We start from the raw sequence: 22600 nt of genomic DNA, 5'->3' as shown, positions 1-22600 counted from the left end.
TCACAACTTGAATCGCTCGGAGGATCGACTCAAGTCGGTCTGTGTGTTCAAATTTCAATCATTTAAGCCCGGTAGCCGTCTCATGTGGGTTCCACGGATCAGCGAAAGTAATCAGCCTGTCTACCTGACCATCGCCGATGCGCTGGCGCACGATATCGCCAGTGGCGTGCTGCGACGTGGCGAGCGCTTGCCGACGCTACGCGAACTGGCGCAGGCACTGGACGTTACGCCAGGCACCATCAGCCGCGCCTACACCGAGGCGTCGCGGCGCGGCCTGACCCAGGGCGAAGTGGGCCGCGGCACCTACGTTCTTGACCGGATCGCCGACACGGGCGAGGCCCCTGTCGTTGCCCGCGCGACCTCCGCCGCAGCGCCCGTTGCCCGCAGCGAAGTGCTCGACCTGTCGATCATCAAGCCCTACGGCGAAACCCTGCAGTACTGGTTGCGCAATGCGCTGACCGAACTGGCCAATACCACGCGGCTGGAGCAGGTGCTGGACTACGCCCCCGACGGCGGCCATCCGGCGCATCGCGAGGCGGGCGCGCAATGGTTGCGGCAGTGGTTGCCGGGTGCGCAGTGGCAGCAGGTGGTCATCACCAGCGGCGCCCAGCACGGGCTGATGGTGGCGATCAGCGCCTTGACCGCGGCGGGCGATCTGGTGCTGTGCGAGTCGCTGTGCTACCCGGGTATCATCTCCGTGGCTCACGGCCTGGGCCGCCGCCTGCATGGTGTGCCGATGGACGAGCAGGGCATCCTCCCCGAGGCGTTGCGCGAGATCTGCCAGCGCGAGCGGCCAGCCATGCTGGTGTGCGTGGCAACCTGCCAGAATCCGACCACGGCAATCATGTCCAACGAGCGCCGTGCCCAGATCGCGGCGCTGGCGGAGGAGTTCGACTTCCTGTTGCTGGACGACGACATCTACGGCTTCCTCGCCACCGACCCACAGGCCCGGCCGCTGGCGACTTTTGCGCCGGAGCGTTCGATCTACCTCACCAGCCTGTCCAAGTCCGTCATGCCGGCGTTGCGCATCGGCTACCTGTACAGCCCGCCGAAACTGCTGTCGCGGCTGACTGCCATGGTACGCAGCACGGTATGGATGCCTTCGCCGTTGACCGCGCAACTGGCCAGCCATGTGATCGGCGAAGGGCTGGACAACCAACTGATCCGCATGCACCGCGCCGAGGCTGCGGCACGCCAAGCCATCGCCCGTGAAGTCTTCACCGATGCGTCGTTGCAAAGCCAGCCGCACAGCTACCACCTTTGGCTCAACTTGCCTGAGCCATGGCGCAGCGACGAGTTCGCGATGCTGGCGAGAGCCAATGGCGTGGCGGTCATGAGCGCCAGCCAGTTCCAGGTGGAGCGCACGGGCGATCCGCGTGGCGTGCGGGTCGTGCTGATGTCGCCGACCAGCCGGGAGGAGTTGCGCTTCGCCCTGACCCAGTTGGCCAGCCTGCTCGAGTCAGGGGATCCGAAACGCTTCTACTGAACCGGGGACAAAGCCCGGCTCAAAGCTGGGTGGTGTAGCGTCGCTCGGTATCATCGTCATTTGTCGAGGTCAGGACGCTTTGCGGCTGGGTGGTGGCCTGTTCTCGCTGCGCCTGCTGTTCGAGCCTGGCCTGGGTTTTGCGCTCGACCTCGTCCTGCAAGCGTTGGGCGATCAGCTGGTCGACCCTCACTTTCTGCTCGGGCGGCAGCGCGCCATACTTCTCAGGAGTCAGGCCCAGCTCCTGCAGCATCTTTTCCTTGATCTTCTCCGCCGGTGACTTGGCCATGTAATCGCGAAACTCCTGCAGGGCGCTGGAGCCTTCCTGTTTGCCCACGCTGGCCTGTTCACGCTTGGCCGCGTCAGGATTTTGCAGCATGACCATCAGCTTGGCGAAGGCCTCCTTGCGATTGTCTTCGGCGTGCTGCTGCGAGGTGCTGGCCTGATTGTTCTGTTGCGCCGAGGTTTTCGCGCTGGCTATCAGCGGCTGGAGGGTGGGCAGCTGTGCCGCAGGCTGCTCGAGAACACTGCGTTGCTGTTGCTGCACGGTCTGCCACCCCAGGCCGTTCGTTGTGATAAGCATGTTTCCTCCATGAGCGAATGTTAGAGAGGCGACAACAGGGGCAAAAGCTGTGCCAGCAATGGTGGCGCGACATAATAAGGCGAAAGGGCTATTCCGGCAGCCTCTCGCTCAGAATATGCTTGCCCGGCAGAGGAACGGAATTGCCGCTAGCGGCAAAAAATAGCAAGTGTCGGCAGCACCGGTTACGGGGCGCAGTTGCTGGGCAACAGGGAGAGCGTCCATGAATCAGGCAGCAAAGCCGATACCGGCCGGCTTCACCGAGCAGCAATTGCACACCTTGTTCGAGCTGATCAGCGACGGCATCTGGGACTGGGATGCCAACAGCGGCTACGTCTACCGCAGCCCAGGCTGGTACGCGATGCTGGGTTACCCCAGCCACTCGCTGGACAACTCTGTGCTGACCTGGGAAAGCGTGATACACCCGCAGGACTATCCGCGGGTGATGGCGCATTTCGAGGCCTACATCACCCAGCGCAACGAGCGCTACCGTATCGAGTACCGGTGCCGTTGCCTCGATGGTAGTTACCTGTGGGTCGAGGACAGCGGCCATATCATCGCCCGCAACGCGGATGGCTCGGTGGCGCGCATGCTCGGGGCTCATCGCAATATCGACGCAGGCAAGCGCCTGGTGGAGGAGCTCGAGCAGCGCAACCAATCGCTGGAGAGCCAGGTGGCCGAGCGTACCCGTGAGCTGTCATGGGTCAACCAGCAGTTGCAGCGGCAACTGGATGAGAACCGCGAACTGGCCGAGCGCGATGCGTTGACCCGTACCGCCAACCGCTATCGCCTGGAGAAGACGCTTCAGCAGGAGTGCGAGCGCGCCCGGCGCTTCCGTGAGCCACTGGCACTGATCGCCATGGACCTGGACGATTTCAAGCCGATCAACGACCTGCACGGTCATGCCCGCGGCGATGCCGCGCTGATCGAGGTCACCGAGCGCATCCGTCAGTGCCTGGGTGGCCGGGGGTTGCTGGCCCGCTGGGGAGGTGATGAGTTTGCCGTGGTGTTGCCGCGCACAACGCTGGAACACGCCTGTGAGGTGGCGTCGGCGATCCGCGCGGCGATGGCGGCGATCGAGCCCATCGGCACGTGTCAGCTGACCATGAGCTATGGCGTGGTGCAGTGGCGTGAGGGTGATGATGCCGGCGGATTGCTGGCACGGGCGGACCAGGCGCTGTATCGGGCCAAGGCGGATGGCAAGAACACCGTAGCCGAGTGATGGCTGAAAAAAGACCCGCGTCGCCTGGGGCGCAGCGGGCCAAATCGGCTAGTGCCGCTTCAGTGTCTTCAATCAGATGTGCAGTGCGTGCCCCAAGGCGCGCAGCGCCGCTTCCTGCACCGCCTCGCCCAGTGTCGGGTGGGCATGTATGGTCCCGGCGATGTCTTCCAGGCGCGCGCCCATCTCCAGGGACTGGGCGAAGGCGCTGGACAGTTCGGAAACCGCCACGCCCACCGCTTGCCAGCCGAGGATCAGATGGTTGTCACGGCGAGCCACCACGCGCACGAAGCCGCTCTTCGACTCCAGGCTCATGGCCCGGCCGTTGGCGGCGAAGGGGAACTGCGCGACGATGCAATCCACACCTTGCTGCCCGGCCTGCTCCGGGGTCTTGCCGACCACCACCACTTCCGGGTCGGTGAAGCACACCGCGGCGATTGCGGCTGGCTCGAAGCGTCGTGCCTTGCCGGCGATGATCTCGGCGACCATCTCGCCCTGGGCCATGGCCCGGTGCGCCAGCATCGGCTCGCCGGCCACGTCGCCGATGGCCCAGACGTTGCGCATGCTGGTCTGGCAGCGCTCATCAATGGCGATTGCGGCGCCGTTCATCTTCAAGTCCAGGCTTTCCAGGCCGAAGCCTTTGCTGCGTGGACGGCGGCCCACGGCCACCAGCACCTGGTCAGCTTCCAGGCGCAGTTGCCCACCCTGGCCGTCGCTGGCCAGCAGGCAGCCGTCGGCATAGCCTTCGACACTGTGGCCCAGGTACAGGGCGATGCCGAGTTTCTTGATCGAGTCGGCCACCGGCGCGGTGAGTTCCGCGTCGTAGGTCGGCAGGATGCGTTCGCGGGCTTCCACCACGCTGACCTTGGCGCCGAGCTTGCGGTAGGCGATGCCCAGCTCCAGGCCGATGTAGCCGCCGCCGACCACTACCAGGTGCTCGGGCATGGCCTTGGGCGCCAGGGCTTCGGTAGAGGAAACGATCGGCCCGCCGAGCGGCAGCATCGGCAGTTCGACACTGCTGGAGCCGGTGGCCAGCAGCAGGTGTTCGCACTGGATGCGCTGGCCGTCGACTTCGACGCTCTTGCCATCGAGGATCTTCGCCCAACCATGGATCACCTTCACACCGTGCTTTTTCAGCAGCGCGGCGACGCCGCTGGTGAGGCGGTCGACGATGCTGTCCTTCCACTCGACGCTGCGGCTGATGTCCAGGCGCGGCGAGGACACGCTGATGCCCAGCGGCGAAGGTTCGGTGTAGCGGCTGGCCTGGTGGAACTGCTCGGCCACATGAATCAGCGCCTTGGACGGAATGCAGCCGATGTTCAGGCAGGTGCCGCCCAGGGCCTGGCCTTCGACCAGCACGGTGGGGATGCCCAATTGCCCGGCGCGGATGGCGGCCACGTAGCCGCCGGGGCCGCCACCGATGATCAGCAGGGTGGTGTTGATGAGCTCTTGCATGATCACTCCACGAACAGGCAGGCGGGTTGTTCCAGCAGGCCGCGCACGGCCTGGATGAACAGGGCGGCATCCATGCCGTCGACCACGCGATGGTCGAACGAGCTGGACAGGTTCATCATCTTGCGCACGACGATCTGGCCGTCGATCACCACCGGCCGTTCGACCATGCGGTTGACGCCGACGATCGCGACTTCCGGGGTGTTGACCACCGGTGTGCTGACGATGCCGCCAAGGGCGCCGAGGCTGGTCAGGGTGATGGTCGAGCCGGACAGCTCTTCACGGCTGGCCTTGTTGTTGCGCGCCGCGTGAGCGACACGGGCGATCTCGCTGGCGTTGCTCCACAGGCTGCCGGCTTCGGCGTGGCGCAGCACGGGCACCATCAGGCCGTTGTCACCCTGGGTGGCGATGCCGACGTGCACCGCGCCGTGGCGGGTGATGACCTGGGCTTCGTCGTCGTAGGTGGCGTTGATCTGCGGGAAGTCGCGCAAGGCGACGACCATGGCGCGCACCAGGAACGGCAGCAGGGTCAGCTTGCCGCGGCTGTCGCCATGCTTGGCGTTGAGCTGCTGGCGCAGGGCCTCGAGGGCGGTGACGTCGATTTCCTCGACGTAGCTGAAGTGGGCGACACGACGCTTGGCGTCCTGCATGCGCTGGGCGATCTTACGGCGCAGGCCGATCACCGGCACCTGCTCGCTGTCGGTGCGTTTGCCGTAGCCTCCGGGTGCCTGCCCGGCACTGCTCTGCGGCTTGCTGATGAAGGCGTCGAGGTCTTCGTGCAGGATGCGCCCGGCCGGGCCGCTACCGTGCACGTAGCGCAGCTCGATACCGGCATCCAGGGCGCGCTTGCGTACCGCCGGGGAGGCCAGCGGCTTGTCGTGGGCCTCGCGCGGCACGATGGGCGCGGTTGCGTGGGTTGCGGCAACCTGCGGCTGGGGCTCGACGCGTGGCTCGGGGCGGGCCGCGACCTGCACCGCTGCCGGTGCCGGTTCGGCCGGCTTGGCCTGGGGCGTGTCGACATGGTTGCCGCTGCCTTCGACCTCGATGCGGATCAGCTCGCTGCCGACCGCCATCACCTCACCGGGCTGGCCGCCCAGGGCCAGCACCTTGCCGCTGACCGGCGAAGGGATTTCCACGGTGGCCTTGTCGGTCATGACATCGGCCACCACTTGATCTTCGGCGATCATGTCGCCGACCTTGACGAACCATTCCACCAACTCGACTTGCGCGATGCCTTCGCCAATGTCCGGCATCTTGATGACGTGCGTGCCCATTCAGACCTCCATGACCCGTTTCAGTGCCGCGCCTACCCGCGAAGGGCCGGGGAAGTAGGCCCATTCCTGTGCGTGGGGGTAGGGGGTATCCCAGCCGGTGACGCGCTCGATCGGCGCTTCGAGGTGATGGAAGCAGTGCTCCTGGACCAGCGATACCAGTTCTGCGCCGAAGCCGCAGGTGCGGGTGGCTTCGTGCACGACCACGCAGCGGCCGGTTTTCTTCACCGACTCGACGATGGTCTCCAGGTCCAGCGGCCACAGGCTGCGCAGGTCGATGACCTCGGCGTCGACGCCGCTCTCTTCGGCGGCCACTTGCGACACATACACGGTGGTGCCGTAGGTCAGCACGGTGACGTCGTTGCCTGGACGGGTGATTACCGCCTTGTCCAGCGGCACGCTGTAGTAACCATCCGGCACAGCGCTATGCGGGTGCTTGGACCACGGCGTCACCGGACGGTCGTGGTGGCCGTCGAACGGGCCGTTGTACAGGCGCTTGGGCTCCAGGAAAATCACCGGATCGTCGCACTCGATCGAGGCGATCAGCAGGCCCTTGGCGTCGTAGGGGTTCGATGGCATGACGGTGCGCAGGCCGCAGACCTGGGTGAACATCGCCTCGGGGCTCTGGCTGTGGGTCTGGCCGCCGTAGATGCCGCCACCGCAAGGCATGCGCAGGGTCAGCGGGGAGATGAATTCACCGGCCGAGCGATAGCGCAGGCGGGCCATCTCCGAGACGATCTGGTCGGAGGCTGGGTAGAAGTAGTCGGCGAACTGGATCTCGACCACCGGGCGCAGGCCATAGGCGCCCATGCCCACGGCGGTGCCGACGATACCGCTCTCGGAGATCGGCGCGTCGAACACGCGGGACTTGCCGTACTTGGTCTGCAGGCCCTCTGTGCAGCGGAATACGCCGCCGAAGTAGCCAACGTCCTGGCCATAGACCACCACGTTGTCATCGCGCTCAAGCATGACATCCATGGCCGAGCGCAGGGCCTGGATCATGGTCATGGTGGTGGTGGACATGGCGTTTTCCAGATGGATGCTGTTGTTGTGATCGTTCATCTCAGACCCCCAGTTCCTGGCGCTGACGGCGCAAGTGGTCGGGCATTTCCTTGTACACGTCCTCGAACATCGACGCGGCGCTGGGGATATGGCCGTTGCTCAGGGTGCCGAACTGCTCGGCGTCCTTCTGCGCCTTGATCACCTCGGCCTCGAGCTCGGCGGTGACCGCCTGGTGCTCTTCCTCGGACCAGTGGCCAAGCTTGATCAGGTGCTGCTTGAGGCGGGCGATCGGGTCGCCCAGCGGGAAGTGGCTCCAGTCGTCGGCCGGGCGGTACTTGGACGGGTCGTCCGAAGTCGAGTGCGGGCCGGCGCGGTAGGTGACCCACTCGATCAGCGTCGGGCCCAGGCCGCGGCGGGCGCGTTCGGCGGCCCAGCGCGAAGCGGCGTAGACCGCGATGAAGTCGTTGCCGTCCACTCGCAGCGAAGCGATGCCGCAACCCACGCCACGGCCGGCGAAGGTGGTCGACTCGCCCCCGGCGATGGCCTGGAAGGTCGAGATCGCCCACTGGTTGTTGACCACGTTGAGGATCACCGGGGCGCGGTAGACGTGGGCGAAGGTGAGCGCAGTGTGGAAGTCGGACTCGGCGGTGGCGCCGTCACCGATCCACGCCGAGGCGATCTTGGTATCGCCCTTGATCGCCGAGGCCATGGCCCAGCCGACCGCCTGGACGAACTGAGTGGCCAGGTTGCCGCTGATAGTGAAGAAGCCGGCCTCGCGCACCGAATACATGATCGGCAGCTGGCGGCCCTTGAGCGGGTCACGGGTGTTGGACAGCAGCTGGCAGATCATGTCGACCAGCGACACGTCGCGGGCCATCAGGATGCTCTGCTGGCGATAGGTGGGGAAGCACATGTCGGTGCGGTTCAGGGCCAGGGCCTGGCCGCTGCCGATGGCTTCCTCGCCCAGGCTCTGCATGTAGAAGGACATCTTCTTCTGACGCTGGGCAACCACCATGCGGCTGTCGAAGATGCGCGTCTTGAGCATGGCGTGCATGCCCTGGCGCAGCACCTGCGGCTCGATGCCCTCGGCCCACGGGCCAACGGCGTCGCCATGCTCGTTGAGCACGCGCACGAGGCTGTAGGAAAGGTCCGCGGTGTCGGCGGCTTCCACATCAATAGGGGGTTTACGGACTTGACCTGCGTCGTTCAGGCGCAGGTAGGAGAAATCGGTCTGGCAGCCTGGCCGGCCTGTAGGCTCGGGCACATGCAGACGCAGGGGGGCGTACTCGTTCATGCTTTTTACGCTCGCTCGAATGTTGTTTTTGTGAGCTTTGAAGCGGCCGCCGCTGACTGCCGGCTCGTGACTGGCAGGTCAGCGTCTTTTTACATCATAGGGGGACGGCAGGAGAATTTTTCTCTCAAGTTCATTGCCTTTGTCCGGCGGCGCAGATAAACATTCCGTACAAACACAAAAACCAGGTCAATTTCTCTCATGCGTAAACTGGATCGAACGGATATCGGCATCCTCAACAGCCTGCAGGAAAACGCCCGCATCACCAACGCGGAGCTGGCGCGCTCGGTCAACCTGTCGCCCACACCGTGCTTCAACCGGGTCAAGGCCATGGAGGAGCTGGGGGTGATCCGCCAGCAGGTCACGCTGCTGTCGCCCGAGGCGCTGGGGCTGGATGTGAACGTGTTCATCCACGTCAGCCTGGAAAAGCAGGTGGAGCAGTCGCTGCATCGCTTCGAGGAAGAAATTGCCGAGCGCCCAGAGGTGATGGAGTGCTACCTGATGACCGGCGACCCGGATTATCTGCTGCGGGTCCTGCTGCCAAGTATCCAGGCACTGGAGCGCTTTCTCGATTACCTGACCCGCTTGCCCGGGGTGGCGAACATTCGCTCCAGCTTTGCCTTGAAGCAGGTGCGCTACAAGACCGCGTTGCCGCTGCCGGCCAATGGCATGACGTTGCGCGAGCAATGATCCGGGCGCGGTGCCTGGGGTGCTTGATATTTTAAACACCCCCGGCCTATGTTGTGTGCGTCGCCATTCCCGGCATGCGAACACAACAAGAAGGACAGCGTCATGACGACCGAAGGCCCGCGCAACCAGGCAGTGCTCCTGGAGGGCATCGATGAAATCGAGTGCGTCACCCCCGACCTCAATGGCGTGCCCCGCGGCAAGGTGATGACCGCCGAGGGCTTCCTAGAGGGACGTCGTCTGCAGATGGCCCGTGGTGTGCTGCTGCAGTGCATCATGGGCGGTTACCCGGCGGCAAAATACTATGGCAGCGACGATGGTGACCTCGCGTTGGTGGCCGAACCCTCGCAGATCCACCGCCTGCCCTGGAGCGACGAACCTCGGGCATTGGCGATCTGCGATGCGGTGGAGCTCGATGGCACTCCTTCGGGGTTGTCCAGCCGTGGCCAGCTCAAGGCGGTGATCGCCCGGTATGCCCAGCGCGGGCTGGCACCGGTGGTGGCGACCGAGCTGGAGTTCTTCGTGTTCGCCGCCAACAGTGACCCGAACCAGCCGTTCCAGCCGCCGCTGGGTAAGGACGGACGCCGGGAAATGGGCCACTCGGCCTTCAGTGTCAGCTCCAACAACGGTCTGCGGCCGTTCTTCAACGAGGTGTACCGCTGCATGGCGGCGCTGGGCCTGCCACGCGACACCTTCATGCACGAGATGGGCGTCAGCCAGTTCGAGATCAACCTGCTGCACGGCGATCCGTTGCTGCTGGCCGACCAGACCTTCCTGTTCAAGCACCTGCTCAAGGAGGTCGCGCTCAAACATGGCCTGACCGTGGTGTGCATGGCCAAGCCACTGGCGCACACGCCCGGCAGTTCGATGCATATTCACCAGAGCCTGGTGGAGGTCGGCAGTGGGCGCAATGTGTTCAGCGACGAGCAGGGCAGGGCGACCGACACCTTCCACCATTTCATCGGTGGCCTGCAGGCCTGTCTGGCCGACTTCACCGCGCTGTTCGCGCCGAACGTCAATTCCTACCAGCGCCTGTGCCACCCCTATGCGTCACCGAACAACGCCTGCTGGTCCGAGGACAACCGTGCCGCAGGCCTGCGTATCCCGGCCAGCTCGCCTGTGGCGCGGCGGGTGGAGAACCGCCTGCCGGGCGCCGATGCCAACCCCTACCTGGCCATTGCCGCGAGCCTTGCCGCTGGCCTGCACGGTATTGAGCGGCAGATCGCGCCGACGCCGGCCATCCAGGGCGAGTTCGAGGTGCCGGAACACCTCAGCCTCCCTTGCACCCTGCATGCCGCGCTTGAGCGGCTCAAGCGCAGCGACCTGGCGCGGGAACTGTTCGGCAGGGAGTTTATCGAAGGCTACATCGCCACCAAGACCCTGGAGCTGAGCGATTTCTTCGATGAAATCACCCCCTGGGAGCGCCGCGTGCTGGCCGCGCAGGCCTGAGCGCGACACGACCGCTACCGAATGCGCCCCCACGGCTCTTTTTGCTGCCTGGGGGCCTGTGCCAAGATGGATTTGCTTTTATGCTTGCCTGCAACCCAACGCCACCTGGTCAAGGAGCTTGACGGGACGTATGCGAAATATCTGGAAGCCGTTTCAGTCGCTGTACTTCGCCGCCTTGATGATGCTGATCGGCTCGGGCCTGCTGAGTACCTACCTGGCCTTGCGCCTGGCCGCCGATCATGTCGACAGCCTGTGGATCGGTGCGCTGATGGCGGCCAACTACTTTGGCCTGGCGGTGGGGGGCAAGGTAGGGCACCGATTGATCGGCCGGGTCGGGCATATCCGCGCCTATGCCACCTGTGCCGGCATCGTCGGCGCCGCTGTGCTCGGGCATGGACTGACCAACTGGCTGCCGGCCTGGGTCGGGCTGCGCATGATCGTCGGCCTGGGCATGATGTGCCAGTACATGGTTATCGAGAGCTGGCTCAACGAACAGGCCGACGCCAAGCACCGTGGCGCGGTGTTCAGCGGCTACATGATTGCCTCCTACCTGGGGCTGGTACTCGGCCAGTTGATCCTGGTGGTGCACCCGCAACTGGGGCCGGAACTGCTGATGCTGGTGGCTATGTGCTTTGCCTTGTGCCTGGTGCCGGTGGCCATGACCCGGCGCATTCACCCCGCGCCGTTGCGCCCGGCACCGATGGAGCCGAAGTTCTTCATCAAGCGCGTGCCGCAATCGCTGTCCACGGTACTCGGTTCGGGCCTGATCGTCGGCTCTTTCTATGGCCTGGCGCCGCTGTATGCGTCCAGCCAGGGGCTGAGCACCGAGCAGATCGGCCTGTTCATGGGCTGCTGCATCTTTGCCGGGCTGCTGGTGCAGTGGCCGCTGGGCTGGCTTTCCGACCGCTATGACCGCGCCGTACTGATCCGCAGCGTGGCCATCGGCCTGGCCCTGGCTGCCGCGCCGCTGGCGATCCTGCCGGGGGTTCCGCTCGAGCTGCTGTTCGCCATGGGCTTTGTCATTTCGCTGTTGCAGTTCTGCCTGTATCCCTTGGCGGTGGCGTTCTCCAATGACCACGTGGAGAGTGAGCGGCGGGTCTCGCTGACCGCGATGCTGCTGGTCACTTATGGTGTGGGCGCCTGTATCGGACCGTTGGCGGCCGGGGTGTTGATGAAGCTGCTGGGCGCGCAGATGCTCTACGCCTTCTTCGTGTTCTTCGCGTTGGTGCTGGTGTGGCGCATTCGGCCCAAGGCAGTCACTGGGCTGCACCAGGTCCAGGATGCGCCGCTGGGGCACGTGGCGATGCCAGCGGCGGGCTCGCCCTTGTCGGCGGCCCTCGACCCGCGGGTGGATGAGCAGACGGTGCAGGATGTGATGCAGGCGCCGGTGGCGGCGGAAGATACCGAGGAGGATGCCGGTGCGCAGGCGCAAGGCGAGGTGGGCAAATCGATGTCCTAGGCGGCCTGCCCGGGCACCAACGAAAACGCCACCCGAGGGGTGGCGTTTTTCATGGGCTGGCGACGATCAATAGTCGTCCTTGTCGAACCGCCGCGCTTCACGCTGCAACTGATAGACGAAGCTCTCGATCTTGCGCTGGGCCTGGCCGTTGAGGTTGTGGAAGCGCACCCCGGCGAAGGTGGTGTTGATGCGCTCTTCGAAGTGCAGGTGGCGCAGTTCGACCAGGGTGTCGGTCAACCCCAGTGGGGTGCCGGCCTTGAAGCGCTCATAGACCTGGCCTAGTTGCAGGCGGTCCTCGACGTTGCCGTCGAAGCGCAGTTTGCAGCCGGTGGCCGAGATATCCAGCAGTTTGCCGCGCAACGCGCCATTGCCCTTGAGGTGGGTGCCGTCGAGGGTCACGTCGACCAGTTGCGACAGCTTCAGCGCGGCGCGGAAGGCATTGCGGCGTTGGTGATAGGTCACTTCCTCGGGCAGCGGGCCACGGTAGCAGCGGTGGCCGTCGATCTCGGTGATGGTCAGCGGTATGTTGCTTTCCCAGGCGATGCGCACGCCGTCGTGGAAGCCTTCGACGCGGAAGGGTTCGCCGCTCTCGATGTACTTCTCGCCGTCGCGAGGGATCATTTCATCCAGTGCCAGGACACCGCTTTCCCGGTCGACATGCACCACATAGCTCTGGAACCGCTGGCTGCGCTCATGGAAGCTGATGATCAGTGGGTCGTGGCTATCCAGCAGCTGGCGCAAGTTGGCCGCGATCTCCAAAGGGGTGGTCAGCACCTTTGGGGGCTGGGGAGCATCGGATTCATTGAACACGGGTTATCAATCTCCAGGCAAAACGGCACACGCAAGTTACGGCATTTTGCCAGTATGTTCCGTGCCTTGATATAACTAAGATAGAACTAATCACACTTGGCTGAGTGCGCGGGGCTTGGCCATTGGCGAGGTACCGCCACGGCTGTCGTAGAGCGACGGAGAATCGCCACCCTGAAGGATTCTGATCTGGTTGGCCGTGGTCTGCTGCTGTACCTGGATGATCCGGCCGTTGGTCTCGTTGACCTGCTGGCAGGCATCCATCAGCTCGCCCAGGGCATCGAGCCGGCTCATGATGGCCTCGCCATTGCTCGACTGCGCGGCCAGCGCCTGCGCACCTGCGCGATCGGCGCTCAGGCCTAGCTCCAGCAGCAGCTGGCTGCGGCGCTTGCCCTGCTGCTCGAGCAAGATGATCAACGACTGTTTACGGGCCAGGATGTGCTCCAGGGCCAGCATATCCCGGCCGTGCAGGGCTATCGCTTCGTTTTGCAGGAGTTCGAGCAGTTCCTGCGTTGGCGCGATGTCGTTTTCGATCAGTTGCAGCAGGGTGATGTCGTGCATGGCTAACTCTTGGCGGGTTGCGTCCTTGAAGTCAGCGCGCCTGAAGGTCAGCGCTGGGCTTCGAAATCAAGCAGTTTGCTGGCGACACGGTCGGCATCGACCTTGTAGCTGCCATCTGCGATCGCTTGCTTCAACTCGGCCACGCGGGCGCTGTTGACGGTTGGCTGGTCGCGCAGCTTGTCGCTGATCTTCTGCAATTGCTGGGCCTCTGGGCTCAGGTGTACGGCTTCTCCGCTGGCATTGGCCTGCTTTGGCGCTTCACTGGCCGCGCCGGCTTTATCGGCGGTGCCCGGTGCGGCATTGCCGCGAACGCCGCCCGTGACGGACGGAGAATTGTTTAGACGACTAAAGTCGATGACCATGTTCAAAACCCCTGGGAATTAGGACGCATGCCTTGCTTTCGGCCTACCCGAGCAAAACTTTAGGCGTGAATGCATCACCGCCTTTCGACACGCGTGCGCAACCCGATGTGTGACACAGTTTAGGGGGCGCGGTTCCACATCGCCAGCGTTCTGTCAGTATGCCGACGCGGGGTGTTGCTACATGGCCACCTCGACCTGGCCGGGCCCGGTAACCCGAGCCTTGACCACGCGCTTGGAGTTCAGGTTGCGCACGCGGATCTGCGTCTGTAGGCCGCCCTTGTCCAATGCCTCGCCCGGCATGCGCACGCTGAGGCTGCCGCTGCGGGCGATGATCACCACGTGGTCGCCCTTGCGCACCACTTCGGCCTGCTCCAGATGCTGTTGCGTCAACACCTGGTCGAGCACCGTGGGGCGCAGCAGCTTCATGCCCAGTGCCTGGTCCAGTTGGGTCAGGTAGCCGGGCCCCAGCGTGCCCACATCGCGCTCGCGCATGGCCACATCGCCTTCGCCGACCACGCTTTCGCGCTTGAGCGGACGGGTCATGACCACCACGTCGCGCAGCAGGCGCACCTGGGCCGGGACGAACACGGTCCAGGGCGCCGCGCCATCGCAACGCACCCGTACCGTGACCCGTCCCAGGGGCGTCGAACTTTCCAGTGAGGCATCCAGTTGCTGGCTGCACAGCGGCATGCGCAGGCGCGGGTCCAGGGTGTTGACCTGGATCTCGTAGCGCCCCGGCGTCTGGGTGGTCGCCAGATAATCCTCTACGGTGAATTCAAGAAACCCTTGAGTGACACCGATAAGCTGTTCAGGCAAGGTAAAAGAGTCCGCCAGCGTACGTATGCCGGGTGCCAGCAGGCACAGGGCGGCCAGTGAGCCGGTCAACAGGCGCGTCAGTCGTCGGAAATTTGTCGTTTTCGTGTACATGGCGTTCAAAAAAGCAAAGCCCGTGCCGATTTGGTACACAGGCAATCGTTGAAGGAGTCCGGCATGGCTGGAGTGATGGATTCGGTCAACCAGCGCACGCAACTGGTGGGGCAGAACCGCCTGGAGTTGTTGTTGTTTCGCCTCAATGGCGATCAGCTCTACGGCATCAATGTGTTCAAGGTGCGCGAGGTACTGCAGTGCCCGGACCTGACCTTGCTGCCCAGGTCTCATCCGGTGGTGCGCGGCGTGGCCAACATTCGGGGGGCGACCATCCCGATCCTGGACCTGTCGATGGCCACGGGCCTTCCGCAGTTGAAGGAAGAGACGCGCAACAGTTTCGTGATCATCACCGAGTACAACACCAAGACCCAGGGTTTTCTGGTGCACTCGGTCGAACGCATCGTCAACATGAACTGGGAAGAGATCCATCCGCCACCCAAGGGCACCGGGCGAGATCATTACCTGACCGCCGTGACTCGGGTCGACAATCGTATGGTCGAGATCATCGATGTGGAGAAGGTCCTGGCCGAGGTGGCGCCATCGTCCGAGTCTGTGTCGGATGGTGTGATCGATGCCGAGGTGCAGGACAAGGCGGTGATGCTGCGAGTGCTGACCGTCGATGACTCGTCGGTGGCGCGCAAGCAGGTAAGCCGTTGCCTGCAGACCGTGGGGGTCGAGGTGGTGGCGCTCAATGATGGTCGTCAGGCCCTGGATTACCTGCGCAAGCTGGTCGACGAGGGCAAGCGGCCAGAGGACGAGTTCCTCATGATGATCTCGGATATTGAAATGCCGGAAATGGACGGCTATACCCTCACGGCGGAGATTCGCAGCGATCCGCGCATGCAAAAGTTGCACATCTGCCTGCATACTTCGTTGTCCGGGGTATTCAACCAGGCGATGGTCAAGAAGGTCGGCGCCGATGACTTCCTGGCCAAGTTCAAGCCGGATGACCTCGCCCAGCGCGTGGTCGATCGGATCAAGGCGAGCCATTGAAAACGGCCGGGGTTTGTCCCTGGCGCTAGCGATTTATAAAGAGGCGGCAGCATTGTCTACGGGTAATTTGGATTTCGAACAGTTCCGGGTCTTCCTGGAGAAAGCCTGTGGCATCCTGCTGGGCGAGAATAAGCAGTACCTGGTCTCCAGCCGTCTCAACAAGCTGATGGAGCAACAGGGCATCAAGTCGCTGGGCGAGCTGGTGCAACGCATCCAGACCCAGCCGCGCAGTGGTCTGCGCGAGCAGGTGGTCGATGCCATGACCACCAACGAGACGCTGTGGTTTCGCGATACCTACCCGTTCGAGGTGCTCAAGAGCAAGGTCATCCCGGAGTTCATCAAGAACAACCCGGGCCAGCGCCTGCGCATCTGGTCGGCGGCCTGTTCCTCCGGGCAGGAGCCGTACTCGCTGTCGATGGCCATCGACGAGTTCGAGCGGACCAACCTTGGCCAGTTGAAGATGGGCGCGCAGATCGTCGCCACCGACCTGTCCGGCGCCATGCTCACCAACTGCAAGACCGGTGAGTACGACAGCCTGGCCATCGCCCGTGGCCTGTCGCAGGAGCGCCTTCAGCGCTACTTCGACACCAAGGGGCCGGGGCGCTGGGCAATTAAGGCGCCGATCCGCAGCCGCGTCGAGTTCCGCTCCTACAACCTGCTCGACAGCTATGCGCCGCTGGGCAAGTTCGACATCGTGTTCTGCCGCAACGTGCTGATCTACTTCTCGGCCCAGGTCAAGAAGGACATCCTCATGCGTATTCACGGCACGCTCAAGCCTGGGGGGTACCTGTTCCTTGGGGCGTCCGAGGCGCTCAACGGGCTGCCCGACCATTACCAGATGGTTCAGTGCAGCCCGGGCATCATCTACCAGGCCAAGTGAGGCTCATCAAAAAGGCCGGTATCGCGAGATACCGGCCTTTTTGATGGTGCGAAAAGCGCTGCCTGCTGCGCGCGGCAAGGCGGGGTTCGACCCGTAGGCGCGGATTGACCTGCCAGCCGTAGCCGCCAATCAGGTTCAGCCTCAGCAGGTTGCTATCGTAGTCCGACTTGGCGCGGGTGCCGGCGATCTCGCGCTTCGTCGTTGAAGCCATAGGTTTGCGCGGGGTGCGAATGCTACCGGAGTGATGGCTAATAGATACATGGCTTTGACGTCAATTTTTTGTTTTGCCGCTTTTGCCGCCTGGCAATTGCCGCTCGCTGCGCGTCAAGCGGAAGCACTTTGCCGCTTTTCTGGCATAGCCATCTGCCGGATGCCCGGCATCTCCACTGTTTCCAGGGGTTGCAGTGGTTGGCACAGCCCTTGCTAAAGCCTAAGCCAACGAAACTCTGGTCAACCTCTGAAGGTTTCCCCGATATGAGCATCAGCTTCGACAAGGCGCTCGGCATCCACGAAAAGGCACTGGGCTTCCGCGCCCAGCGCGCCGAGGTGCTGGCCAACAACATCGCCAACGCCGATACGCCCAACTACAAGGCGCGCGACATGGACTTCTCGTCCGTGCTCGCCGCCGAGTCCGACAAGCAGCAGAACGGCCGCATTGCCCTGGACCGCACCAATAATCGCCATATCGAGGCCGAAGGCCTGGCGATGATGGATGACACCCTGAAGTACCGCACCCCGATGCAGCCATCGATCGACCAGAACACCGTCGATGCGCAGATCGAGCAATCGAACTACACGGAAAACGCCGTTGGCTTCCAGGCCAGCTTCACCCTGCTCAACAGTAAATTCAAAGGGCTGGTATCGGCCCTGCGTGGAGAGTGACCATGTCCCTTGCCAGTGTCTTCAACATCGCCGGTAGCGGCATGAGTGCGCAGAACACGCGCCTGAACACCGTTGCCTCGAACATCGCCAACGCCGAGACGGTGTCTTCGAGCATCGACCAGACCTACCGTGCCCGTCATCCGGTGTTCGCCACCACCTTCCAGCAGGCCCAAGGCGGCGCCGGCCAGTCGCTGTTCGAAGACCAGGGCGAGGCGGGGCAGGGCGTGCAGGTCAAGGGCATCATCGAGGATCAGAGCAACCTCGAGGCCCGCTACGAGCCGAACCACCCGGCGGCGAACAAGGACGGCTATGTCTACTACCCGAACGTCAACGTGGTCGAGGAGATGGCTGACATGATCTCCGCCAGCCGTGCGTTCCAGACCAACGCCGAGCTGATGAACACCGCCAAGAACATGATGCAGAAAGTGCTGACCCTGGGTCAGTAAGCAGGGAGCCGAAATGACTACCACCAATACTGATACCAAGGTCGGCAGTAGCTTTCTAGAGTCGCTGCAAAGACCTGCCAACAAGAACAACGCCAATACCGGGCAGGCCGGTAGCGCGTTGGGTAAAGATGCGTTCCTGCAGTTGCTGGTGACGCAGATGAAGAACCAGAACCCGCTCGATCCTCAGGACAACGGCGAGTTCGTCGCGCAGCTGGCGCAGTTCAGCAGCCTCGAAGGCATCCAGTCGTTGAAGGAGTCGGTCGACGGCATCCTCACTGGCATCGGTTCGTCCCAGGCATTGCAGGCCACCTCGCTGGTCGGCCGTTCGGTGATCGTGGCGAGCGACAAGGCGGTGGTCGATACCACCAAGAGCTTCAATGGTCAGGTCGTGGTGCCGTCGAACATTACCGAAGGCGAGGTCACCATCAAGGACAAGGACGGCAAGGTGGTCAAAACCATCGAGCTTGGGGCGCAGAAGGCCGGCACCGCCGACTTCATCTGGGATGGCACCAATGACAAGGGTGAGAAGGTCGATCCGGGTACCTACACCTTCAGTGCCGAGACCAAGGTCGACGGCAAGGCCAAGACGCTGGCCACGCTGCTGCCAGCCAAGGTCAACAGTGTCAGCTTCCAGAACGGCAGCGAGATGATGCTCGACCTGGCTGGCATCGGCAAAGTCGGCATCTCCAAAGTCACCACCATCGGAATTTAACGCCGCAGAATCGGCACAAGGAGCGAGTACATGTCTTTCAATATCGGCCTTAGCGGTCTCTATGCGGCGAACAAGGCACTGAACGTTACCGGCAACAACATTGCCAACGTTGCCACCAAGGGTTTCAAGGCGTCGCGCGCCGAGTTCGGCGACCAGTATTCGCAGTCCATCCGCGGCACCGCCGGCGGCAAGACCCAGGTGGGCAGCGGCGTGAAGACCATGGCGGTCTCGCAGATGTTCAACCCGGGCAACATCAACGGCACCGGTCAGGCGCTGGACATGGCCATCGATGGCAACGGCTTCTTCGCCCTGAACGACAACGGTTCGCGTATCTACACCCGCTCCGGTGCCTTCTACAGCGACAAGGAAGGCTATGTGGTCAATGCCAATGGCGCCAACCTGCAAGGCTACCCGGTGGATGAGAACGGCAAGGTCATCCAGGGCTCGCTGACCAACCTGAAGATTGACACCTCGAACCTGTCGCCGAAACCGACCGGCCGCATTTCCGAAACCGTCAACCTGAACTCCAGCGACGCCGCGCCTTCGGTTACGCCATTCGACCCGACCAATGTCAAAAGCTACAACTACACCTTCAATACCCCGGTCTACGACAGCCAGGGTAACGAGCACCAGATGAACCAGTACTTCGTCAAGGATACCGGCACCAACTCCTGGACCATGCACACCACTATCGATGGTCGCAACCCCGCCGACCCGACCCTGCCCACGCCGCTGGTCAACAAGCTGCCGTTCACCTCGGGTGGCAAGCTCGATACTGCGGCCATGACGGCCGGTGCGGTCACCGGTGGCCTAACCATCGCCGCCGACAAGACCTTCCAGCTGACCGGCTGGGTGCCGGCCGAGAAGAACGCCGCAGGTGCCTGGGTCGGCAATGGCGCCACCGCGCGTACCGGTGGTGTGACCCTGGACATGCTGGCCACCACTCAGTTCAACGCGGCCTCGGCCACCACCGCCAAGGACCAGGACGGTTATGCCACCGGTGAGCTGGCCGGCCTGACCGTGGACCAGAGCGGCAACATGTTCGCCAACTTCACCAATGGCCAGAACAAGGTCATCGGCCAGGTGGTGATCGCCAACTTCGCCAACCTGCAGGGCCTGACTCCGGTCGGCGCCACTGCCTGGAAAGAGTCCTACGCTTCGGGCGTGCCGATCATCGGCGGGCCGGACACCGGCACCCTGGGCCGTATCGCCGGCAGCTCCCTGGAAGACTCCAACGTCGACCTGACCGGTGAGCTGGTCAACCTGATCAAGGCGCAGAGCAACTACCAGGCCAACGCCAAGACCATTTCCACCGAAAGCACCATCATGCAGACCATCATCCAGATGACCTGATGATCGTGGCGTGAAAAAGCCCCTGCCCGCAGGGGCTTTTTCACATCTGGCAGTGCGGAGAGTGAAGTCATGAAGAAGTTGTCGGTGTTCGTGGTCGTGGCCGGTACGTTGCTGGTGGCGCTGTCGCTGGGGGCCGCGCCGGCGCCCTGGTATCAGTGGCAAAGCCTGGCGACCGGGCGCTACATGTGCTCGGCTAACGATCCGGGCGAGGGCTGGAGGCGTCATTCCGGTCCCTACCGTAACGGCGCCTGTCGTGACGACTGACGTGGGTTTGCCGCCTGCGGCAAGTATTCGCCGATAAACTGACGCCAACCGCCATAGGATGCCCTGAAAGCCCCGTGTTACGGGGCTTTGTAATGTTGGTTCGATAATTGCTTTGCCCTTGCCAACGACAGCGCGGCAAGGTTCGCGTAGAGGAGATGCTGTGGACAAGATGCTTTATGTGGCCATGACCGGTGCCAGCCAGAACGCGCTGGCGCAAAAGGCCCATGCCAACAACCTGGCGAACGTTTCCACCAATGGCTTCCAGCGCGACCTGGAGCAGGCCCGTTCGATGCCGGTGTTTGGCGACAGCTTTCCGGCACGTGCCTTTGCCATGACCGAGCGTCCGGCTACCGACTTCAGTGAAGGTGCGCTGGTCGAGACCGGTCGCGAACTGGACGTGGCGGTTGCCGGCAAGGGCTTCATCGCCGTGCAGGCCCCCGATGGCAGCGAAGTCTATGTGCGTACTGGTAGCCTGAACATTGACGCCCTGGGCGTGCTGCGTGCCGGCAACGGCATGCCGGTCATCGGCAACGGTGGCCCGATCGCGATTCCTCCCGAGCAGAAGGTCGAGGTCGGCGACGACGGCACCATCAGCATCCGCGCCATGGGCGAGGACCCGCGGGTGATGGCCGAGGTCGACCGGATCAAGCTGGTCAACCCGGATATCAAGGGCATGACCAAGGGGCTGGACGGCATGATTCACACCGCCAGCGGCCAGCCAGCCGACGCCGACGTCAACGTCCGCCTGGTTTCGGGCTTCCTGGAATCGAGCAACGTCAACGCCGTCGAGGAAATGACCTCGGTGCTGGCGCTGTCCCGTCAGTTCGAACTGCACATCAAGATGATGAACGCGGCCAAGGAAGGCGATGAAGCCATGGCTCGGGTTTTGCAAATCGGCTAACTACATTTGAACGGGTGCCGTAAAACAGGCGCACGAGGAGAACACTAAATGCTTCCGGCTCTTTGGGTCGCTAAAACCGGCCTGTCCGCCCAGGACACCAACCTCGCGGTCATCTCCAACAACCTGGCCAACGTCTCGACCACCGGCTTCAAGCGTGATCGCGCCGAGTTCCAGGACCTGCTGTACCAGATCAAACGCCAGCCTGGTGCACAGTCGACCCAGGACAGCGAGCTGCCTTCGGGCCTGCAGGTCGGTACCGGTGTGCGCATCGTCGGCACCCAGAAGAGCTTCACCGCAGGCAGCCTGCAGACCACCGAGAACCCGTTGGACGTGGCGGTCAACGGTCGCGGTTTCTTCCAGATCTTGCAGCCTGACGGCACCGTTTCATACACCCGTGACGGTACCTTCCACCTGAATTCCGACGGCCAGATCGTTACCGCCAACGGCTTCGCCCTGGAGCCGGCCATCGTCGTGCCGCCAGATGCGCAGACTTTCACCGTCGGCCGGGACGGCACCGTCTCTATCACCACCACCGGCAACCCGGCCGCGCAGATCATTGGCAACATCCAGACCGCCGACTTCATCAACCCGGCCGGCCTGCAGGCCATCGGCGGCAACCTGTTCCTTGAGACCGCCGCCAGCGGTGCGCCACAAATCGGCACGCCGGGCCTGAACGGTTTCGGCACCACCCAGCAGCAGACCCTGGAAGCCTCCAACGTCAGTACCGTCGAAGAGCTGGTGAACATGATCACCACCCAGCGCGCCTACGAGATGAACTCCAAGGTCATCTCCGCCGCCGACAAGATGCTGTCGTTCGTCACCCAGCAGCTGTAAGCCGTGGCGGCCCGCCGGGTGCGGGCCGCTGACCATCCGCTCGCTGTTGCAGCGCCTGTTTTGCCTAGAGGTAAGCGTCATGAAACGTCTGTTGTCCGTGTTCGCCCTGGGGGGGGCGGTATCGTTGGCCGGTTGCGTCGCGCCGCCGCCCAAGCCCAACGATCCGTACTATGCGCCGGTCCTGCCGCGTACCCCGTTGCCGGCGGCGGCCAACAACGGTTCGATCTACCAGGCCGGTTTCGAGCAGGGCCTGTACACCGACCGCAAGGCGTTCCGGGTTGGCGACATCATCACCATCACCCTCAACGAGCGTACCTCGGCGAGCAAGAATGCCGGCTCGCAGATCCAGAAGAACAGCAAGGCCAACCTCGGCTTGACCTCGCTGTTCGGTACCGTGCCCAACACCAACAATCCGTTGGGCAGCGGCGACCTCACCCTCGAGGCCGGTTACAGCGGTGACCGCTCCACCAAGGGTGACAGCAAGGCGACCCAGGGCAACACCCTGACCGGTTCGATCACTGTCACCGTGGCTGAAGTGCTGCCCAACGGCATCATCGCGGTGCGTGGCGAGAAGTGGATGACCCTGAATACCGGCGAGGAGCTGGTACGCATCGCCGGCCTGGTGCGGGCTGACGACATCGCTACCGACAACACCGTGCCGTCCACCCGTGTGGCCGACGCGCGCATCACCTATTCGGGCACTGGCTCGTTCGCCGATGCCAGCCAGCCTGGTTGGCTGGACCGTTTCTTCATCAGCCCGCTCTGGCCTTTCTGAGTACGGATGA

At 63.5% G+C, this 22600-nt stretch carries 25 protein-coding genes; 15 read left to right on the top strand and 10 right to left on the bottom strand.

Annotation, left to right across the window (positions count from 1 at the left end):
- Positions 1-82: 82 nt before the first annotated feature.
- On the top strand, positions 83-1486 hold the full coding sequence (locus tag KHO27_RS14970; RefSeq protein WP_214500419.1) for an aminotransferase-like domain-containing protein: 1404 nt from the start codon (positions 83-85) through the stop codon (positions 1484-1486).
- 19 nt (positions 1487-1505) lie between these two features.
- On the opposite strand, the gene KHO27_RS14965 is transcribed toward KHO27_RS14970, so the two are convergent.
- The gene (locus tag KHO27_RS14965) at positions 1506-2066 is read right to left on the bottom strand and encodes a hypothetical protein (protein ID WP_214500418.1); all 561 of its coding nucleotides are present in this window, start codon (positions 2064-2066) and stop codon (positions 1506-1508) included.
- A gap of 220 nt (positions 2067-2286) precedes the next feature.
- On the opposite strand from KHO27_RS14965, the gene KHO27_RS14960 reads away from it, so the two are divergent.
- Positions 2287-3285: a sensor domain-containing diguanylate cyclase gene (locus KHO27_RS14960; protein WP_110702375.1), complete on the top strand. Its 999-nt coding sequence runs from the start codon at positions 2287-2289 to the stop codon at positions 3283-3285.
- A gap of 72 nt (positions 3286-3357) precedes the next feature.
- On the opposite strand, the gene lpdA is transcribed toward KHO27_RS14960, so the two are convergent.
- The 4 genes from lpdA to KHO27_RS14940 are packed head-to-tail and all read right to left on the bottom strand — an operon-like array spanning position 3358 to position 8301.
- The gene (gene lpdA, locus KHO27_RS14955) at positions 3358-4737 is read right to left on the bottom strand and encodes a dihydrolipoyl dehydrogenase (protein WP_110702377.1); all 1380 of its coding nucleotides are present in this window, start codon (positions 4735-4737) and stop codon (positions 3358-3360) included.
- Between the two features lie 2 nt (positions 4738-4739).
- Positions 4740-6008, bottom strand: coding sequence for a dihydrolipoamide acetyltransferase family protein (locus tag KHO27_RS14950; RefSeq protein ID WP_110702379.1), 1269 nt, complete (start codon positions 6006-6008; stop codon positions 4740-4742).
- Positions 6009-7067 (bottom strand): alpha-ketoacid dehydrogenase subunit beta, encoded by a 1059-nt coding sequence (locus KHO27_RS14945; RefSeq protein ID WP_038706568.1) that lies wholly within the window; start codon positions 7065-7067, stop codon positions 6009-6011. It abuts the gene before it with no gap.
- Position 7068: 1 nt separating this feature from the next.
- Positions 7069-8301: a 3-methyl-2-oxobutanoate dehydrogenase (2-methylpropanoyl-transferring) subunit alpha gene (locus KHO27_RS14940; protein WP_094011875.1), complete on the bottom strand. Its 1233-nt coding sequence runs from the start codon at positions 8299-8301 to the stop codon at positions 7069-7071.
- 198 nt (positions 8302-8499) lie between these two features.
- Here KHO27_RS14940 and bkdR point away from each other — a divergent pair, with 198 nt between their 5' ends.
- The 3 genes from bkdR (at position 8500) to KHO27_RS14925 (ending at position 11893) form a co-directional block, all read left to right on the top strand.
- Positions 8500-8988 (top strand): Bkd operon transcriptional regulator BkdR, encoded by a 489-nt coding sequence (gene bkdR / locus KHO27_RS14935; protein WP_028691050.1) that lies wholly within the window; start codon positions 8500-8502, stop codon positions 8986-8988.
- A gap of 204 nt (positions 8989-9192) precedes the next feature.
- On the top strand, positions 9193-10434 hold the full coding sequence (locus tag KHO27_RS14930) for a glutamine synthetase family protein (RefSeq protein WP_178082033.1): 1242 nt from the start codon (positions 9193-9195) through the stop codon (positions 10432-10434).
- 130 nt (positions 10435-10564) lie between these two features.
- Complete coding sequence (locus KHO27_RS14925; protein ID WP_110702383.1) at positions 10565-11893, top strand: MFS transporter; 1329 nt, start codon at positions 10565-10567, stop codon at positions 11891-11893.
- A gap of 66 nt (positions 11894-11959) precedes the next feature.
- On the opposite strand, the gene KHO27_RS14920 is transcribed toward KHO27_RS14925, so the two are convergent.
- The 4 genes from KHO27_RS14920 to flgA form a co-directional block, all read right to left on the bottom strand.
- The gene (locus KHO27_RS14920) at positions 11960-12703 is read right to left on the bottom strand and encodes a flagellar brake protein (protein ID WP_102683074.1); all 744 of its coding nucleotides are present in this window, start codon (positions 12701-12703) and stop codon (positions 11960-11962) included.
- Positions 12704-12793: 90 nt separating this feature from the next.
- On the bottom strand, positions 12794-13261 hold the full coding sequence (locus tag KHO27_RS14915) for a flagella synthesis protein FlgN (protein WP_023629787.1): 468 nt from the start codon (positions 13259-13261) through the stop codon (positions 12794-12796).
- 47 nt (positions 13262-13308) lie between these two features.
- Positions 13309-13623 (bottom strand): flagellar biosynthesis anti-sigma factor FlgM, encoded by a 315-nt coding sequence (gene flgM, locus KHO27_RS14910; RefSeq protein ID WP_110702385.1) that lies wholly within the window; start codon positions 13621-13623, stop codon positions 13309-13311.
- Positions 13624-13800: 177 nt separating this feature from the next.
- Positions 13801-14550 (bottom strand): flagellar basal body P-ring formation chaperone FlgA, encoded by a 750-nt coding sequence (flgA, locus tag KHO27_RS14905; protein ID WP_110702470.1) that lies wholly within the window; start codon positions 14548-14550, stop codon positions 13801-13803.
- A 63-nt stretch (positions 14551-14613) separates the two neighbouring features.
- Here flgA and KHO27_RS14900 point away from each other — a divergent pair, with 63 nt between their 5' ends.
- A complete protein-coding gene (locus tag KHO27_RS14900) occupies positions 14614-15543 on the top strand; it encodes a chemotaxis protein CheV (protein WP_110702387.1) in 930 nt (309 codons plus the stop codon).
- A gap of 52 nt (positions 15544-15595) precedes the next feature.
- A complete protein-coding gene (gene cheR, locus KHO27_RS14895; RefSeq protein WP_110702388.1) occupies positions 15596-16423 on the top strand; it encodes a protein-glutamate O-methyltransferase CheR in 828 nt (275 codons plus the stop codon).
- Here cheR and KHO27_RS26270 read toward each other — a convergent pair.
- Positions 16404-16634, bottom strand: coding sequence for a hypothetical protein (locus KHO27_RS26270; RefSeq protein WP_110702390.1), 231 nt, complete (start codon positions 16632-16634; stop codon positions 16404-16406). The two genes, cheR and KHO27_RS26270, sit on opposite strands and share 20 nt — an antisense overlap.
- A gap of 263 nt (positions 16635-16897) precedes the next feature.
- Here KHO27_RS26270 and flgB point away from each other — a divergent pair, with 263 nt between their 5' ends.
- The 8 genes from flgB (at position 16898) to flgH (ending at position 22590) form a co-directional block, all read left to right on the top strand.
- Positions 16898-17305: a flagellar basal body rod protein FlgB gene (gene flgB, locus KHO27_RS14885; RefSeq protein ID WP_110702392.1), complete on the top strand. Its 408-nt coding sequence runs from the start codon at positions 16898-16900 to the stop codon at positions 17303-17305.
- 2 nt (positions 17306-17307) lie between these two features.
- Positions 17308-17751, top strand: a complete 444-nt coding sequence (flgC, locus tag KHO27_RS14880; RefSeq protein WP_023629792.1) for a flagellar basal body rod protein FlgC — start codon at positions 17308-17310, stop codon at positions 17749-17751.
- 13 nt (positions 17752-17764) lie between these two features.
- Positions 17765-18463: a flagellar hook assembly protein FlgD gene (gene flgD / locus KHO27_RS14875; RefSeq protein WP_111532651.1), complete on the top strand. Its 699-nt coding sequence runs from the start codon at positions 17765-17767 to the stop codon at positions 18461-18463.
- Positions 18464-18493: 30 nt separating this feature from the next.
- Entirely contained in the window at positions 18494-19816 is a 1323-nt protein-coding gene (gene flgE / locus KHO27_RS14870; RefSeq protein ID WP_214500417.1) for a flagellar hook protein FlgE, read from the top strand.
- Between the two features lie 69 nt (positions 19817-19885).
- The gene (locus KHO27_RS14865; protein ID WP_111532653.1) at positions 19886-20080 is read left to right on the top strand and encodes a hypothetical protein; all 195 of its coding nucleotides are present in this window, start codon (positions 19886-19888) and stop codon (positions 20078-20080) included.
- A gap of 160 nt (positions 20081-20240) precedes the next feature.
- Positions 20241-20981, top strand: coding sequence for a flagellar basal body rod protein FlgF (locus KHO27_RS14860; protein ID WP_110702402.1), 741 nt, complete (start codon positions 20241-20243; stop codon positions 20979-20981).
- 48 nt (positions 20982-21029) lie between these two features.
- Positions 21030-21815, top strand: coding sequence for a flagellar basal-body rod protein FlgG (flgG, locus tag KHO27_RS14855; RefSeq protein ID WP_110702404.1), 786 nt, complete (start codon positions 21030-21032; stop codon positions 21813-21815).
- A gap of 79 nt (positions 21816-21894) precedes the next feature.
- Positions 21895-22590, top strand: coding sequence for a flagellar basal body L-ring protein FlgH (gene flgH, locus KHO27_RS14850; protein WP_110702406.1), 696 nt, complete (start codon positions 21895-21897; stop codon positions 22588-22590).
- Positions 22591-22600 lie beyond the last annotated feature (10 nt).

The organism is Pseudomonas sp. RC3H12, from assembly GCF_018596375.1.
In the GTDB taxonomy this organism is placed as follows: domain Bacteria; phylum Pseudomonadota; class Gammaproteobacteria; order Pseudomonadales; family Pseudomonadaceae; genus Aquipseudomonas.
The sequence above is the reverse complement of the archived record's forward strand: the minus strand, read 5'-3'. Positions and strand labels throughout refer to the sequence as shown.

Excerpts from the sequence above, each read along its gene's own strand:
- flgC (WP_023629792.1), top strand. The coding sequence starts at position 17,308 with ATGTCCCTTGCCAGTGTCTTCAACATCGCCGGTAGCGGCATGAGTGCG.
- KHO27_RS14970 (WP_214500419.1), top strand. The coding sequence starts at position 83 with ATGTGGGTTCCACGGATCAGCGAAAGTAATCAGCCTGTCTACCTGACC.
- KHO27_RS14900 (WP_110702387.1), top strand. The coding sequence starts at position 14,614 with ATGGCTGGAGTGATGGATTCGGTCAACCAGCGCACGCAACTGGTGGGG.
- KHO27_RS14940 (WP_094011875.1), bottom strand. The coding sequence starts at position 8,301 with ATGAACGAGTACGCCCCCCTGCGTCTGCATGTGCCCGAGCCTACAGGC.
- KHO27_RS26270 (WP_110702390.1), bottom strand. The coding sequence starts at position 16,634 with ATGGCTTCAACGACGAAGCGCGAGATCGCCGGCACCCGCGCCAAGTCG.
- flgG (WP_110702404.1), top strand. The coding sequence starts at position 21,030 with ATGCTTCCGGCTCTTTGGGTCGCTAAAACCGGCCTGTCCGCCCAGGAC.
- KHO27_RS14865 (WP_111532653.1), top strand. The coding sequence starts at position 19,886 with ATGAAGAAGTTGTCGGTGTTCGTGGTCGTGGCCGGTACGTTGCTGGTG.
- KHO27_RS14930 (WP_178082033.1), top strand. The coding sequence starts at position 9,193 with ATGACCGCCGAGGGCTTCCTAGAGGGACGTCGTCTGCAGATGGCCCGT.
- flgE (WP_214500417.1), top strand. The coding sequence starts at position 18,494 with ATGTCTTTCAATATCGGCCTTAGCGGTCTCTATGCGGCGAACAAGGCA.
- flgD (WP_111532651.1), top strand. The coding sequence starts at position 17,765 with ATGACTACCACCAATACTGATACCAAGGTCGGCAGTAGCTTTCTAGAG.
- flgB (WP_110702392.1), top strand. The coding sequence starts at position 16,898 with ATGAGCATCAGCTTCGACAAGGCGCTCGGCATCCACGAAAAGGCACTG.
- flgM (WP_110702385.1), bottom strand. The coding sequence starts at position 13,623 with ATGGTCATCGACTTTAGTCGTCTAAACAATTCTCCGTCCGTCACGGGC.
- flgA (WP_110702470.1), bottom strand. The coding sequence starts at position 14,550 with ATGTACACGAAAACGACAAATTTCCGACGACTGACGCGCCTGTTGACC.
- lpdA (WP_110702377.1), bottom strand. The coding sequence starts at position 4,737 with ATGCAAGAGCTCATCAACACCACCCTGCTGATCATCGGTGGCGGCCCC.
- KHO27_RS14950 (WP_110702379.1), bottom strand. The coding sequence starts at position 6,008 with ATGGGCACGCACGTCATCAAGATGCCGGACATTGGCGAAGGCATCGCG.
- KHO27_RS14945 (WP_038706568.1), bottom strand. The coding sequence starts at position 7,067 with ATGAACGATCACAACAACAGCATCCATCTGGAAAACGCCATGTCCACC.
- KHO27_RS14925 (WP_110702383.1), top strand. The coding sequence starts at position 10,565 with ATGCGAAATATCTGGAAGCCGTTTCAGTCGCTGTACTTCGCCGCCTTG.
- KHO27_RS14965 (WP_214500418.1), bottom strand. The coding sequence starts at position 2,066 with ATGCTTATCACAACGAACGGCCTGGGGTGGCAGACCGTGCAGCAACAG.
- KHO27_RS14915 (WP_023629787.1), bottom strand. The coding sequence starts at position 13,261 with ATGCACGACATCACCCTGCTGCAACTGATCGAAAACGACATCGCGCCA.
- flgH (WP_110702406.1), top strand. The coding sequence starts at position 21,895 with ATGAAACGTCTGTTGTCCGTGTTCGCCCTGGGGGGGGCGGTATCGTTG.
- KHO27_RS14960 (WP_110702375.1), top strand. The coding sequence starts at position 2,287 with ATGAATCAGGCAGCAAAGCCGATACCGGCCGGCTTCACCGAGCAGCAA.
- bkdR (WP_028691050.1), top strand. The coding sequence starts at position 8,500 with ATGCGTAAACTGGATCGAACGGATATCGGCATCCTCAACAGCCTGCAG.